11 protein-coding genes and 1 pseudogene are annotated in these 12,558 nt (G+C 73.1%); 2 read left to right on the forward strand and 10 right to left on the reverse strand.

All coding sequences use genetic code 11. The features are described 5' to 3' along the window. Window positions 1–301: 301 nt before the first annotated feature. A complete protein-coding gene (locus tag Scani_RS40700) occupies window positions 302–1,009 on the forward strand; it encodes an SCO3374 family protein (RefSeq protein ID WP_246295562.1) in 708 nt (235 codons plus the stop codon). Here Scani_RS40700 and Scani_RS08490 read toward each other — a convergent pair. From Scani_RS08490 to Scani_RS08535, 10 genes and pseudogenes are all read right to left on the reverse strand, one after another. Continuing rightward, window positions 940–1,278 (reverse strand): histone-like nucleoid-structuring protein Lsr2, encoded by a 339-nt coding sequence (locus Scani_RS08490; RefSeq protein ID WP_159471910.1) that lies wholly within the window; start codon window positions 1,276–1,278, stop codon window positions 940–942. The two genes, Scani_RS40700 and Scani_RS08490, sit on opposite strands and share 70 nt — an antisense overlap. Window positions 1,279–1,434: 156 nt before the next feature. After that, on the reverse strand, window positions 1,435–1,953 hold the full coding sequence (locus Scani_RS08495) for an amino-acid N-acetyltransferase (RefSeq protein WP_159471520.1): 519 nt from the start codon (window positions 1,951–1,953) through the stop codon (window positions 1,435–1,437). 9 nt (window positions 1,954–1,962) lie between these two features. Continuing rightward, the gene (locus tag Scani_RS08500; RefSeq protein WP_246295622.1) at window positions 1,963–2,442 is read right to left on the reverse strand and encodes a BlaI/MecI/CopY family transcriptional regulator; all 480 of its coding nucleotides are present in this window, start codon (window positions 2,440–2,442) and stop codon (window positions 1,963–1,965) included. 173 nt (window positions 2,443–2,615) lie between these two features. Next, window positions 2,616–2,795 carry a hypothetical protein gene (locus Scani_RS08505; protein WP_159471523.1) on the reverse strand — a complete coding sequence of 60 codons (180 nt, stop codon included), beginning with the start codon at window positions 2,793–2,795 and terminating at the stop codon, window positions 2,616–2,618. A gap of 46 nt (window positions 2,796–2,841) precedes the next feature. Continuing rightward, window positions 2,842–3,456 (reverse strand): hypothetical protein, encoded by a 615-nt coding sequence (locus Scani_RS08510; RefSeq protein WP_159471912.1) that lies wholly within the window; start codon window positions 3,454–3,456, stop codon window positions 2,842–2,844. 268 nt (window positions 3,457–3,724) lie between these two features. Further along, complete coding sequence (locus tag Scani_RS08515; RefSeq protein ID WP_159471525.1) at window positions 3,725–4,522, reverse strand: type III pantothenate kinase; 798 nt, start codon at window positions 4,520–4,522, stop codon at window positions 3,725–3,727. 109 nt (window positions 4,523–4,631) lie between these two features. Beyond that, window positions 4,632–5,723 (reverse strand): carboxylating nicotinate-nucleotide diphosphorylase, encoded by a 1,092-nt coding sequence (gene nadC, locus Scani_RS08520; RefSeq protein ID WP_159471527.1) that lies wholly within the window; start codon window positions 5,721–5,723, stop codon window positions 4,632–4,634. A gap of 76 nt (window positions 5,724–5,799) precedes the next feature. After that, window positions 5,800–7,572 carry an L-aspartate oxidase gene (locus Scani_RS08525; RefSeq protein ID WP_159471529.1) on the reverse strand — a complete coding sequence of 591 codons (1,773 nt, stop codon included), beginning with the start codon at window positions 7,570–7,572 and terminating at the stop codon, window positions 5,800–5,802. Between the two features lie 230 nt (window positions 7,573–7,802). After that, window positions 7,803–8,876 (reverse strand): annotated as a pseudogene (panC, locus tag Scani_RS08530) (pantoate--beta-alanine ligase); the annotation flags it as partial. A 62-nt stretch (window positions 8,877–8,938) separates the two neighbouring features. Further along, window positions 8,939–10,048 carry a Rossmann-like and DUF2520 domain-containing protein gene (locus tag Scani_RS08535; RefSeq protein ID WP_159471916.1) on the reverse strand — a complete coding sequence of 370 codons (1,110 nt, stop codon included), beginning with the start codon at window positions 10,046–10,048 and terminating at the stop codon, window positions 8,939–8,941. A gap of 454 nt (window positions 10,049–10,502) precedes the next feature. Here Scani_RS08535 and Scani_RS08540 point away from each other — a divergent pair, with 454 nt between their 5' ends. Next, window positions 10,503–11,783 (forward strand): threonine aldolase family protein, encoded by a 1,281-nt coding sequence (locus tag Scani_RS08540; protein ID WP_159471531.1) that lies wholly within the window; start codon window positions 10,503–10,505, stop codon window positions 11,781–11,783. The last annotated feature ends 775 nt before the right edge of the window (window positions 11,784–12,558 follow it).

The following is a 12,558-nucleotide window of genomic DNA, read 5'->3' on the forward strand; positions in this document are numbered from 1 at the left end:
GCCAGGCATATACGCCCTCTGCCACTACGCCCGTGGCGAACGCGCCCTGTACCGACACGCCGTCCGCCGCCGGCCCTCAGCCGGGGAGAGGCGCCTCGGGCGCCGGTCACACCGTCTCTTCCCACTGAGACTGTCTTACCCGCAGGCACTGACACTCCATGCGGCGCAGAGCCCTTCCATCCGCTACGGGCGAACACCCGCACACCACCGGACGCCCCTCGCGCCCCCCTTGTGCGGGCACGGTGCGTATCAGCGTCTCCACTCAGCGTAACTTCCCGGGTTTCCGGCAGTTGCACGGGGCATGGCCCGCGTACTTCCGCGCCCCCGCGGTCCCCTCGTCCCCCGCAGCCCCCTCACCCCTCCCGGCGTGCTTCGCCGCCGGTACGAGGAGGAGCTGGGCTGGCCGACCACCGCAACGGGGCCGGTGGAGCTGCTGACGGGGTCGCGCTTCGATGTCCTGGAGATGCCGGCCGATGCGGGGGGTGCCGTAATACGGCGACTGCCGCGCACCGGCCCCGTGGCGCTCCTTCGGGCCGGATGCGACGGGAAACACCCGGGTGATCGGCCGAAATTGCTCATGCTCATCGCGGCCGGTGGCGCGGAAGAAGTTCCGGGAATCCTGGAATGGCTGGAGTGGGGCGCACTCGCGGCGGATCTCACGACGCGTGGGACCGGAGACCGGATGCCCGCCCCGGCGTTCCCGGGGGGCACGGCACTCTCAAACGGATTCGGCTCGCGGGAGGCCGCGGGATGGGTGCGGCCTCCCCGGCCCGGGTACGAGGCGGAGAATTCCCTGCCCACCACGGGGTTCGGGACAGGAATCGGGGACGTTGGGGGCGCCCCCGACCTCGTACGGCTCGTGAGCGCGGCAGCGACGGAGTGCCACCGTGCCCGGTTGCGGCGTGCTCGTAATGCCCAATCGGACCGCGCGTACGGCGATCAGCCGTTGGCCTTCTCGAATGCCTCACGAATGTCGGCGGGGACGCGGCCACGGTCATTGACGTTGTAGCCGTTCTCCTTCGCCCAGGCGCGGATCTTCGCGGTGTCCTGGCTGCCGCCGGAAGCCGCAGCACGCGACTTGCCACGGCCCGAAGAAGCGCGGCCACCGGTGCGGCGACCCGCCTTCACGAAGTCGGCAAGCGAGTCGCGCAGCTTCTGCGCGTTGCCCTCGGAGAGGTCGATCTCGTAGGACTTGCCGTCGAGAGCGAACGTCACCGTCTCGTCCGCCTCGCCACCGTTGAGGTCGTCGACAAGAAGAACCTGAACCTTCTGTGCCACCGGTTTCCCTTTCATCGAATGCGGATTACGACGGAAAGCAAACCGCTTTTCCGGGAAAAACACAAACCCTTGGGTAGGGTTCACTTGCCCGCAGACCGGGGAACGCATGCTTCCGTAGCCATGAGATAGGGGAGCGATTCGGACATAGAACACTCATCACAGGTGCAGAAGCATCCGGCTGTTACCCAGGGTGTTGGGCTTCACTCGTTCGAGGCCCAGGAACTCCGCAACGCCCTCGTCATAGGAACGCAGCAGCTCACTGTAGACATCACCGTCTACCGGAGCTTCGCCGATCTCTACGAAGCCGTGCTTGGTGAAGAAGTCGACTTCGAAGGTGAGACAGAAAATGCGCCGCACTCCGAGCCAGCTGGCAGTGCGCAGCAGCTTGTCCAGGACTTGGTGGCCGACACCCGATCCCTTCAGGCGCGGATCCACGGCCAGGGTGCGGACCTCGGCGAGGTCTTCCCACATGACGTGGAGTGCTCCACAGCCGACGACCTCGGCATCTTCGTCCCGCTCGGCCACCCAGAACTCCTGGATGTCCTCGTAAAGCGTGACGGTGGCTTTGTCGAGCAGGATCCCGTCCCGTGAGTAGGAGTCGATGAGGCGGCGTACGGCCGGCACATCGGCGGTCCTGGCACGGCGGACGGTGAGGCCTTTTGAATGCGGAGGCATGCGGGGACGCTATCGCCCGTTGCCGGTGGCACTCGCCCCGGGTTCGTCCCCTTCGGCCGGTCCGGGTTCCCCGGCGCCTTCCGGTGCCGCTTGCGGTTCGCCTTCTTGCGCGGGCGCGGCCTCTTCGGGCCGGGGTGCCTGTTGTTCCGCGTCTTCCGCGGGGTCGTCGACTTGCACCATCCGTACGGCGTCGCGCAGGGCGTGCCGCTGTTCCGGCGACATCATGCCGAAGAAGGCCACAAGGGCGGCCGCGGGGTTGTCACTGGCGGACCATGCTTCGTTCATCAGTGCGGCGGCGTAGGCGGCGCGGGTGGAGACGGCCTCATATCGATAGGCGCGGCCTTCTGCTTCGCGGCGCACCCAGCCCTTCTGATGCAGGTTGTCCAATACGGTCATGACCGTGGTGTAGGCGATCGACCGTTCCTTCTGCAGATCTTCCAGGACTTCTCGAACGGTGACCGGGCGGTTCCACTCCCAGACCCGCGTCATGACCGCGTCTTCCAGATCACCCAAGCGTCTCGGCACACAAGAACAATAGTGGGAGATGTCGCGATTGCCCGTTGATCTCGTTGCGTTTGGGCCGGAAAAAGGAGGTACGGCCCGGGGACACTCCCTCCCGGGCCGTACCGTGCGCGCGGGCCGCCGGACGGGCGGCGGGCGGCTCAGGCGCCGTGCGCCGTGGGCTCCTGGCCGGCGGATTCGGCGCGGGAGAGCGCGGCGTCCACCGCGGCGTCCTCCTTGGCCTTGTTCGCCCCGCCCTGGCTCTTGACGATCGTCACGATCAGAGCGGTGAAGGCCACGGCCATCACTACGGGCGGGAGCAGCGCTGCGACGTAATCCATGGCTTTCGGCCTCCTTTGGGGCGTGAGATTCCAGAGTACGCAGCGCTCAGGCGGTGCGGCTCTCGGGGGGCGGGGCGGGCCTGCGGCGGGGCGGGAACACCTCGCCCGGCGTGGGGATCGGCCGGTCCGGCCGCGGCGTCTTGGGGGGTGACGGCGCGGGCTCCGGCTTGCGCTCCGGCTTGGGCTTCCGCTCGGGCTCCGGTTCCCGCCCGTCGCGGGTGGCCGAGCGGCCGCCCGGCAGCGCGCGAAGCCGGGTCCGTACGGATTGTTCGGCCAGCTGCTCGCAGTGCCGCAGCAGGGCGCTGCGGCGAGCGCGCTCGGTCCGGCCGGCGGGCCGCGCGGTCAGGGAGCGCAGGGCGGCGAGGTCGTCGGGGCCGGGGACATGGCCGGCCGCCAGCGCCTCGGCCAGCTGCGCGAGGTAGCCGACGGCGGAGCCGGGCAGGGCTTCGCGGTATCGGGCGAGGTCGGCGAGCAGGAAGGCACGCAGCCGGCCGCCTTCGCGGACCGCCTCGTCGACCGCCTCGGCCAGCCGGAGATATTCCTGGATGTCCTGCGACCACTCGGGCCCGAGGGCGCCGAGCGGGGCGGGGTGGGACGTCGTCTGCAGGGCATGGGCGAGGGCGCGACGGAGCACACGCAACTCATCGGCGCTGAACGCCATGCCGCCGCGGGTTCCGTTTGGCATTGGCATGTGGCGACTTTACGACCGTTTTCGACAAAAGCCGCTTAATTCGTGAACGGTGGCGCGGCAGCGAGCCGCACCACCGGACGCCCGGCGCCGGGAAAGGCCGCACGGGCCGGGCGGTGTCCCGCGACGGCCCGGCGGCTGCTTCGCCGCGGCCGGCCGGGAGCCCCGCCCCACGACGGGCGATGCCCCCGCGCCCCACGACCGGGGGAAACCGGTCCCCACGGCTGGGAGGAACCCGTCCCTACGACCGGGCGATGTTCCGCTCGTAGACCAGCCGCAGCCCGATGAGGGTGAGCCACGGCTCGTGCGAGTCGATCACCGAGGACTCGCCGAGCACCATCGGCGCCAGCCCGCCGGTGGCGATCACGGTCACCTCGTCCGGGTCCTCGGCCAGCTCGCGCGCCATCCGCGTCACCACGCCGTCGACCTGGCCCGTGAAGCCGTAGAGGATGCCGGACTGCATGGCCTCCACGGTGTTCTTGCCGATGACGCTGCGCGGCCGGGCCAGTTCGATCTTGCGGAGCTGGGCGCCCTTGACGCCCAGCGCGTCCACGGAGATCTCGATGCCCGGCGCGATCACGCCGCCGACGTACTCGCCGCGCGCGCTGACCGCGTCGAAGGTGGTGGCCGTGCCGAAGTCGACGACCACCGCGGGCCCGCCGTAGAGCTCGACGGCCGCCAGGGCGTTGATGATCCGGTCGGCGCCGACCTCCTTCGGGTTGTCCATCAGGATCGGCACGCCCGTCTTGACGCCCGGCTCCACCAGGACCGCGGGCACGTCGCCGTAGTAGCGGCGGGTCACCTCCCGCAGCTCGTGCAGGACGGAGGGGACCGTGGAGCAGATGGAGATGCCCTCGATGCCGTCGCCCAGGTCGTCGCCGAGCAGCGGGTGCATGCCCATCAGGCCCTGGAGGAGGACCGCGAGCTCGTCGGCGGTGCGCCGGGCGTCGGTGGAGATCCGCCAGTGCTCGACGATCTCCTCGCCGTCGAAGAGGCCGAGCACGGTGTGGGTGTTTCCCACGTCGATGGTCAGCAGCATGCTCCGCACCGCCTCCGGGTCACGTCACGCACGGCGGTCCCGCCTGGGGTGGCGGGCGGGGCGACGGGTGGGCGGGTGTTCCCTGCGTCGATGGTCGGCAGCATGGCGGTCAGCTGCCCTCGCGCACGTCGTCGTCCGCGCCCTGGGCCGCCTGGCCGTCGTCCTCGCGCAGGTCGAGGCCGATGTCGAGGATCGGGGAGGAGTGCGTGAGCGCCCCCACCGCGAGGTAGTCGACGCCGGTCTCGGCGTAGGTGCGGGCGTTGTCCAGGGTCAGCCGGCCCGACGACTCCAGCATGGCGCGCCCGGCGACCAGCTCCACGGCCTCCCGGGTCTGCTCCGGGGTGAAGTTGTCCAGCAGGATCAGGTCGGCGCCCTCGGCGAGGATCGGCGGGATCTGGTCGATCCGGTCGACCTCCACCTCGATCGGCACACCGGGGAACTCGGCCCGTACGGCCGTGAACGCCTCGGCGACGCCGCCCGCCGCGACCACGTGGTTGTCCTTGATCAGCGCCGCGTCCGACAGCGACATCCGGTGGTTGACGCCGCCGCCGCAGCGCACCGCGAACTTCTCCAGGGAGCGCAGCCCCGGCGTCGTCTTACGGGTGTCGCGGACCCTGGCCCGCGTGCCCTCCAGGGCGTCCGCCCAGGCCCGGGTCGCGGTCGCGATGCCCGACAGCCGGCACAGGATGTTCAGCGCGCTGCGCTCGGCGGTGAGCAGGTCGCGGGTGCGGGTGGTGACGCTCAGGAGCGGGGTGCCGGCCGCGACCCGGTCGCCGTCCTCGACGTGCCGCTCGACCGCGAACTCGTCGGTGCACACGATGGACAGCACCGCCTCGGCGATCCGCAGCCCGGCGACCGTACCGGCCTCACGGGCCGTGAAGTCGCCGGTGGCGACCGCGTCCTCGGGGACGGTGGCCACGGTCGTGACGTCCACGCCCTGGTCGAGGTCCTCCTCGACGGCGAGGTGCGCGATGTCCTCGACCTGTACGGGGTCGAGCCCGGCGGCCACCAGGAGGGCGGCGAGGTCGGGGTCGAGACCGCAGGTCAGCGGGTCGAGTTCGTAGGTGCCCTCGTCGCCGCCGCAGCCGCAGGCGTCGCCGCAGCCTCCCCCAGACGCTGTCTGGGGGGACCCCGAGGCGGAGGCACCGCCGGTGGGCCCGCCGATCTGGAGGAGGGGGAGGTCGTCGCGGGTGCTGCTCACGGGCTGGGCTCCGTTTTCGGGGAGGAGGGGCTGCGGGGGGCTGTCTTGGCGGGCGGGGAGATCGATGGGCCGGTGGTCAGGGGGCCGTGGTCGGCGGGAAATCGGCGGTCGCCGTCGTATGGAGGGTCAGCGCGCGGTCCGCATCCAGGGTGATGCGGAAGTGCCGGCGCCAGGAGGCATCGTCGCGGTCCGGGTGGTCCTCGCGCCAATGGCAGCCGCGGGTCTCCGCTCGGCGCTGTGCCGCGGCGACCAGCACCCGGGCGACGCACAGCAGGTTGGTCGCCTCCCAGGCTTCCACGCCGGGCTCGGGGGACTTGTGGGTGGTGCCGGCGCTCGCCTCCGTCGCCTCGCGGTGGAGGCGGTCCAGTTCGGCGGCGGCGTGGGCGAGGCTCCCGGCGCTGCGCAGCACGCCTGCGCCGGCGGTCATGGTCCGCTGCACGGCGGTACGGGTTTCGGGGGCGAGGAGCGGGAGGGTGGTGCGCGGCGCGGATGCCGGGGCGGGGTCCGTGGCGGGCGCCGGGGTGAGCGCCGGATCGGGGTGTGTGGCGGACGCCGGCGCGGGGCCTTCGGCGATGTCCGCGGCGATCCGCTCCGCGAAGACCAGGCCCTCCAGGAGGGAGTTGGAGGCGAGCCGGTTGGCGCCGTGGACGCCGGTGCAGGCGACCTCGCCGCATGCGTAGAGGCCCGGGACCGTGGTGCGTCCGCGCAGGTCGGTGCGGACGCCGCCGGAGGCGTAGTGCGCGGCCGGGGCGACCGGTATCGGCTCGGTGACCGGGTCGATGCCGTGGCTGCGGCAGGCGGCGAGGATGGTCGGGAAACGCGTCTCCCACATCTGCGCACCGAAGTGCCTGCCGTCCAAGTACATGTGCTCGACGCCCTGTTCGTGCGCCCGGCGCATGATCGCCTTGGCGACGATGTCGCGCGGCGCCAGCTCGGCGAGCTCGTGCTGCCCGACCATGAAGCGGGTGCCGTCGGCGTCGACGAGGTGGGCGCCCTCGCCCCGTACGGCCTCGGAGATCAGCGGCTGCTGGCCCTCCGCTTCCGGGCCCAAATACAGGACGGTGGGGTGGAATTGGACGAATTCCAGGTCGGAGATCTCCGCGCCGGCGCGCAGTGCCAGCGCCACCCCGTCGCCGGTGGAGACCGCCGGGTTGGTGGTCGCGGAGAAGACCTGCCCCATGCCGCCGGTGGCGAGCACCACCGAGGGGGCGTGTACGGCCCCGACGCCGTCGTGCTGGCCCTCCCCCATCACGTGCAGGGTGACGCCGGACGTATGGCCGTCGGGGTCCGTGAGCAGGTCGAGGACGAGGGCGTTCTCGACCGTGCGCAGCCCGGCGGCGCGGACCGCCTCGACGAGCGCGCGGGAGATCTCGGCCCCGGTGGCGTCGCCGCCGGCGTGCGCGATACGGCGGCGGTGGTGCCCGCCCTCGCGGGTGAGCGCTATCTCGTCGCTGCCCGGTGCGGTGTCGAAGCGGGCGCCGGTCCGGATCAGCCGGTGCACGGCGTCCGGGCCCTCGGTGACCAGGGTCCGGACGGCCGCCTCGTCGCACAGTCCGGCGCCGGCCACGAGGGTGTCGGCCAGGTGCTGCTCCGGGGTGTCGCCGTCGCCGAGAGCCGCCGCGATACCGCCCTGTGCCCAGCGCGTGGAGCCGTCGTCCAGGCGGGCCTTGGTGACGACGACGGTGCGGCGGCCGGCCGCGGCGCAGCGCAGCGCGGCGGTCAGGCCGGCCACCCCGGAGCCCACGACCACGACATCGGCTTCGATGGACCAGCCGGGGGCGGGGGCCTGCAGGCGTATGCCGGTGCCTGGGACGGGGCCGGGGCCGGTGCCTGTTCCGGTGGCGGTCATCGGGTCGCTCCGAGGGGGCCTTGGGGGGTGGTTGGGGGTGTGGCGGGTGCGGTGGAAGCGGGTGTGGAGGTGGAAGCGGGGGCGACGGAAGGGGCAGGGGCGGGGGAAGCTGCAGGAGTGGCCGCCGCCGCGTCCGTGGTGGGGCCCTGCGTGGTGCCGGAGCCCCGGGTGGTGCCGGAGTCCTGCGTGGTGGTGCCGTCCTGGTGGGCGGCCGTCGCCTGCGGTCGTCCGGCTCCGAAAACCAGCCGGATGTTGTCGATCAGTCGCGTGGTGCCGACCTTCGCGGCGACCGCGAGGATGGCCTCGCCCTCGTACGCGTCCGGGACCTCGGTGAAGTCGGACGGATCGACCAGGGCCAGGTAGTCCAGCGTGAGCGGCGGGTCGAGGCGGGCGGCGTCCGCCAGCACCGCCCGGGCCGCGGCCCGGGCCACGGAGGGGCCGTGCGGGGGTCCCGCAGCGGCGTAGGCGACCGCGTGTGCGTCGGCGGCCGCCCGGTCCTCGCCGAGGGCGGCCAGGGCCGCAGAACGGTGCTGGGCCGCGTGGCCCACGGAGGCGGCGCGGGCGCGCAGCGCCTCCTCGGCGGCGAGCCGGTCACGGGCCGCGAACAGCGCCGCAGACAGTGCGAGCGCGGTGCTCCGCTCCGGGACCGAGAGGTAACGGTTGCGGCTGGAGAGGGCCAGGCCGTCCTCCTCGCGCACCGTGGGAACGCCGATGATCTCGACGGGGAAGTTGAGGTCGGCGGCCATCCGCGTGATGACCGCGAGCTGCTGGGCGTCCTTCTGCCCGTAGAGGGCGAGGTCCGGCGCGGTCAGGTGGAGCAGCTTGGCGACGACGGTCAGGACGCCGTCGAAGTGACCGGGGCGGCTGGCGCCTTCCAGGAGGGTCCCCATGGGGCCCGCGGCGATCCGGATCTGCGGTTCCCCGCCCGGGTAGACCTCGTCGACGGACGGGGCGAAGACGGCGTCCGCGCCCGCCGCGACGGCCAGCTCGACATCCGCGTCCAGGGTGCGCGGATAGCGGTCCAGGTCCTCCCCGGCGCCGAACTGCAGCGGGTTGACGAAGACCGTGACGACGACCTGGCCCTGCGGGCCGACCCGGCGACGGGCGGCGCGGACCAAGGTGGCGTGGCCCTCGTGGAGTGCGCCCATGGTCATGACGACGGCACGGGCGCCGGCACGGCGGGGCAGCGCGCGCAGGGCGGCGGCGGTGTGGACGAGGGGGGTGGGGTGGGCGGGGTGGCTCGCGTCCACGGGCGGGTCCTGGTGGCTCGCTTCGGTGGACTGCGCCTCGCGGCCCGCGTCCATGGGCTGGGCGTCGCGGCTCGCGTCCAGGGGGCGGGCCGGGTCCGGACTCTGCGGCGAGGAGGTCATCGGTCGCCTCCTTCGGGGCCGTGGTCGGGGGCGTCGGGGCCGGGCTCCGGGGCGTCGGGACCTTCGGAGGCCGGGCCGGGGGCCTCGGGGCCCTCAGTGTTCGGGCCGGGGGCGTCCGGGTCCGCGCCAGGTGCGTCGGGGTCCGCGCCGGGTGTATCGGGAGTGGAGGTGCTCGGCGCGTTCCCGGGCCGGGGGCCGGAGGCGGGGCGTTCGCCGGAGTCCGCGAGGACGTCGAGCAGGTCCTCGGCCAGTTCCGGCTTCAGCAGACCGTGGTCCAGCGCGCGGTCCGCGGTCGTACGGGCCATGGCGACGTACCCGGCGACGCTCTGCGGCGCGTGCCGGCGCAGCTCCGCGATATGGGCGGCGACCGTGCCGGCGTCACCCCGTGCGACCGGGCCGGTCAGCGCCGCGTCACCCGACCGCAGCGCGTTGTCCAGGGCGGCGCCGAGCAGCGGCCCCAGCATCCGGTCCGGGGCCTGCACCCCCGCGTCGCGCAGCAGGTCCATCGACTGGGCCACGAGCGTGACCAGGTGGTTTGCACCGATGGCGAGCGCCGCGTGGTAGAGCGGACGCGCTGATTCCGCGATCCACTCGGGCTCCCCGCCCATCTCGATGACCAGCGCCTCGGCGGCCATCCGCAGCTCGTCGGGCGAGGTCACCCCGAACGAGCAGCCCGCCAGCCGCTGGACGTCCACGGAGGTGCCGGTGAACGTCATGGCCGGATGCAGGGCGAGCGGCAGGGCGCCGGCACGGGTGGCCGGGTCCAGCACCGCGGTTCCGTACCGGCCCGAGGTGTGCACCAGCAGCTGGCCGGGCCGTACGGCGCCGGTCTCGGCGAGGCCGCTCACCAGGTCGGCCAGGGCGTCGTCGGGGACCGTCAGCAGGACGAGGTCGGCGCGGGCGAGCACCTCGGCCGGGGTGACCAGCGGGACGTCGGGCAGCAGCTCGGCGGCACGTCGCACGGAGGCGTCGGAGACGCCCGACACGGCAACCGGACGATGCCCTGCGAGCTGCAGCGAAGCGGCGAGGGCGGGCCCGACACGGCCCGCGCCGACGACTCCGACGGTCAGCCGGGCGGGGCGGTCATGGGCCTCGGTGGGTGGCATTGCATTCACGCGGCGATGGCCTTCCGTTCCAGTCCGCGGGGGGTACCGGACGATTCCTCGCCATGCTACGCGAGTGTTTCCGGCAGCCCTCAGAGCTGTACGGAAGGTGAGACGGGGGTCTCTCGCGAGAGTTATCCACAGGGGTCGCGGCTCGGCGCGGGGCTGAGCCATGCTCGATGCAGTGACGCGCGGAGAGCGTGCGAGAAGCAGCAGCCAGGGGGGGCACATGAGGCGCATGCGGGACAGGGAAGCGGACGACGGCAGCAGCAGGGACGCGGGCTCGCGGGAAGTCCCGGGGCGCGATGCGGGGCGTCTCTCCGACGGGGCTTCGCGGCGTTCTTCCGACGGCCTTTCGGGTCCTCCTTCCGAGAGCACGTCGGCTGGTCCCTCCGACTCCGACGGCACTTCGGGGCATCCTTCGGACGGTGCTTCCGGGGGCGCTTCCGGGGGCTCGGTGTCCGAGGGTTCGAGCGGTGTCTGCGGGGAGGCCTCGGGCGGCGCTCCGGGCGAGGGGGATGCCGCGCCGACCGCGAAGGATGCCGCGCCGGCCGCGGGGGATGCCGCCTCGGTCGCGGGGGATGCCGCCTCGGTCGAGCGGGCACGGAGACGGGCTGCGTTCCGTGGCGCGGCACGGGTGCTGGCGAGAGACACGTTCCTGGAGACGATCCGCGAGCGGCTGGACCGCTTGGTGGCCGATGCCCCGGCCGCCCACGACTTGGACGACCGGCTCGACTTCTACGGCAACGACGACGGCATCGTCGGCGAGCTGGAACGCCGGACCGCCGACACCCTGGGCACCGAGGCCGCCGCCTTCTTCCCGACCGGCACGATGGCCCAGCAGGTCGCGCTGCGCTGCTGGGCGGGACGTACGGGCAACGCAACGGTCGCCGGTCATCCTCTGTCGCATCTGGAGGTGCATGAGCGCGACGCCTATGCGGTGGTCAGCGGGCTGCGCATGGTGCATCCGACCAACGCTCCACGGCTGCCGACCGCGGCCGAGGTCTACGACCTGGCGGAGCCGTTCGGAGCCCTTGCGCTCGAACTCCCCCTCCGGAACGCCGGATTCGTACTGCCGTCGTGGGACGAGCTGACGGCAGTGGTGGCGGCGGCACGGGACCGGGATGCGGTGGTGCACTTCGACGGCGCGCGACTGTGGGAGTGCGGCCCGCACTTCGGCCGTACGCTCCCGGAGATCGCGGCCCTCGCGGACAGCGTGTACGTCTCCTTCTACAAGTCGCTGGACGCCATATCGGGCGCCGCGCTCGCGGGCAGCGAGGACTTCATCGAGGAGGCCCGGACCTGGCGCCACCGGTACGGCGGCCAGCTGTTCCAGCAGTGGCCGGCCGCGCTGACGGCCCTGAGCGGCCTGGACCGTGAGCTGCCACGGCTGCCGGAGTACGTGGCCCAGGCGAAGGTCGTGGCCCGCGCGCTGGGCGAGGGCCTGGCCGAGGCCGGCGTCCCGTGGTTCAGGGTGCACCCGGAGGTGCCGCACACCCATCAGTTCCAGGTGTGGCTTCCGCACCCGCCCGAGCTGCTCGACGAGGCCGCCGTCCGCCAGGCGGAGGAGACGAAGACAGCACTGTTCCAGAGATGGTTCGAGCCCGCCCCGGCCGGACCCCCAGGGGTGGCACTGACAGAGGTGACGGTTGCCGCGTCCGCCATGGACTGGACGGCGGACGAAGTGCGGTCGGCTGTCAGGGAGTTCGTGACGTTCGTGGACCGCGTCGGGGGGTGATGCGGGCGAGGGAGGCTTGCGTCACCCGGGCGGGCTGGCGCTGATCGGGGCGGGCTTGTGTTGCCGGGGCGGGCTCGCGCTGATCGGGTCGGGCTTTTGTTGCCGAGATGGGCTTGTGTTGCCGAGGTGGAAAGGGGTGCTGCCGGGTGAGGTCTGTGCCACCGGGGTAGCGGGGGTGCCGCCGGGGTTCGGCGTGGTCCTGGGGTGACGGAGGAGGGGCGCGGACTGGGGCGGCGGGTTGCGGGGCCGGGACAGCGGGCCGCAGGGCCGGGGCGAGTGGGCGCAGACTCGCCACGGCGGGCGGCGGGCGGCGGACGGCGGACGGCGGACGGCGGACGGCGGCGTACGGAGCTGCGGGCTGCGGGCTGCGGGCTGCGGGCTGCGGGGCGGCATACGACGGGACCGCGGGCTCGACGCCGGCGAGGGGGGCGCGGGCGAGCCCATGCCCCTTACGTCGGAGCGGACCCTCGGAGCGGACTACGGCCTCACGTCCGAGCGGCACCTCGGAGCGGGTTATCGCCTCGCGTCGGAACGGAGCCTCGGGGCGGGCTGAGGGGTGCCGTCGGAACGGGTAGTGGGCGCGGGCGTCGGAGCGTGGGCGGAAGTGGGGGCGGGCTGGGCTGAGGTGGGGGCGGGGGCCTGGGGCGGGGTGGGGTGGGGCGGGGGGAGGGGGCGGCGGGGAAGACGGAGCAAGGCCGCAACCCCCACCCCCACCCCCCGCCGAACACGCCCCGGAAGCCGATCGGCGGGGTCCGTGACCACCGCCAGAAAGCGG

Origin of the sequence: Streptomyces caniferus, from assembly GCF_009811555.1 — a bacterium.
GTDB classification, from domain to species: domain Bacteria; phylum Actinomycetota; class Actinomycetes; order Streptomycetales; family Streptomycetaceae; genus Streptomyces; species Streptomyces caniferus.

Bases quoted from the DNA above. Each gene is read 5' to 3' on its own strand.
- Scani_RS08505 (WP_159471523.1), bottom strand. From the start codon at position 2,795: ATGGATTACGTCGCAGCGCTGCTCCCGCCCGTAGTGATGGCCGTGGCC.
- Scani_RS08500 (WP_246295622.1), bottom strand. From the start codon at position 2,442: ATGACGCGGGTCTGGGAGTGGAACCGCCCGGTCACCGTTCGAGAAGTC.
- Scani_RS08535 (WP_159471916.1), bottom strand. From the start codon at position 10,048: ATGCCACCCACCGAGGCCCATGACCGCCCCGCCCGGCTGACCGTCGGA.
- Scani_RS40700 (WP_246295562.1), top strand. From the start codon at position 302: ATGGCCCGCGTACTTCCGCGCCCCCGCGGTCCCCTCGTCCCCCGCAGC.
- Scani_RS08515 (WP_159471525.1), bottom strand. From the start codon at position 4,522: ATGCTGCTGACCATCGACGTGGGAAACACCCACACCGTGCTCGGCCTC.
- Scani_RS08510 (WP_159471912.1), bottom strand. From the start codon at position 3,456: ATGGCGTTCAGCGCCGATGAGTTGCGTGTGCTCCGTCGCGCCCTCGCC.
- Scani_RS08495 (WP_159471520.1), bottom strand. From the start codon at position 1,953: ATGCCTCCGCATTCAAAAGGCCTCACCGTCCGCCGTGCCAGGACCGCC.
- Scani_RS08525 (WP_159471529.1), bottom strand. From the start codon at position 7,572: ATGACCGCCACCGGAACAGGCACCGGCCCCGGCCCCGTCCCAGGCACC.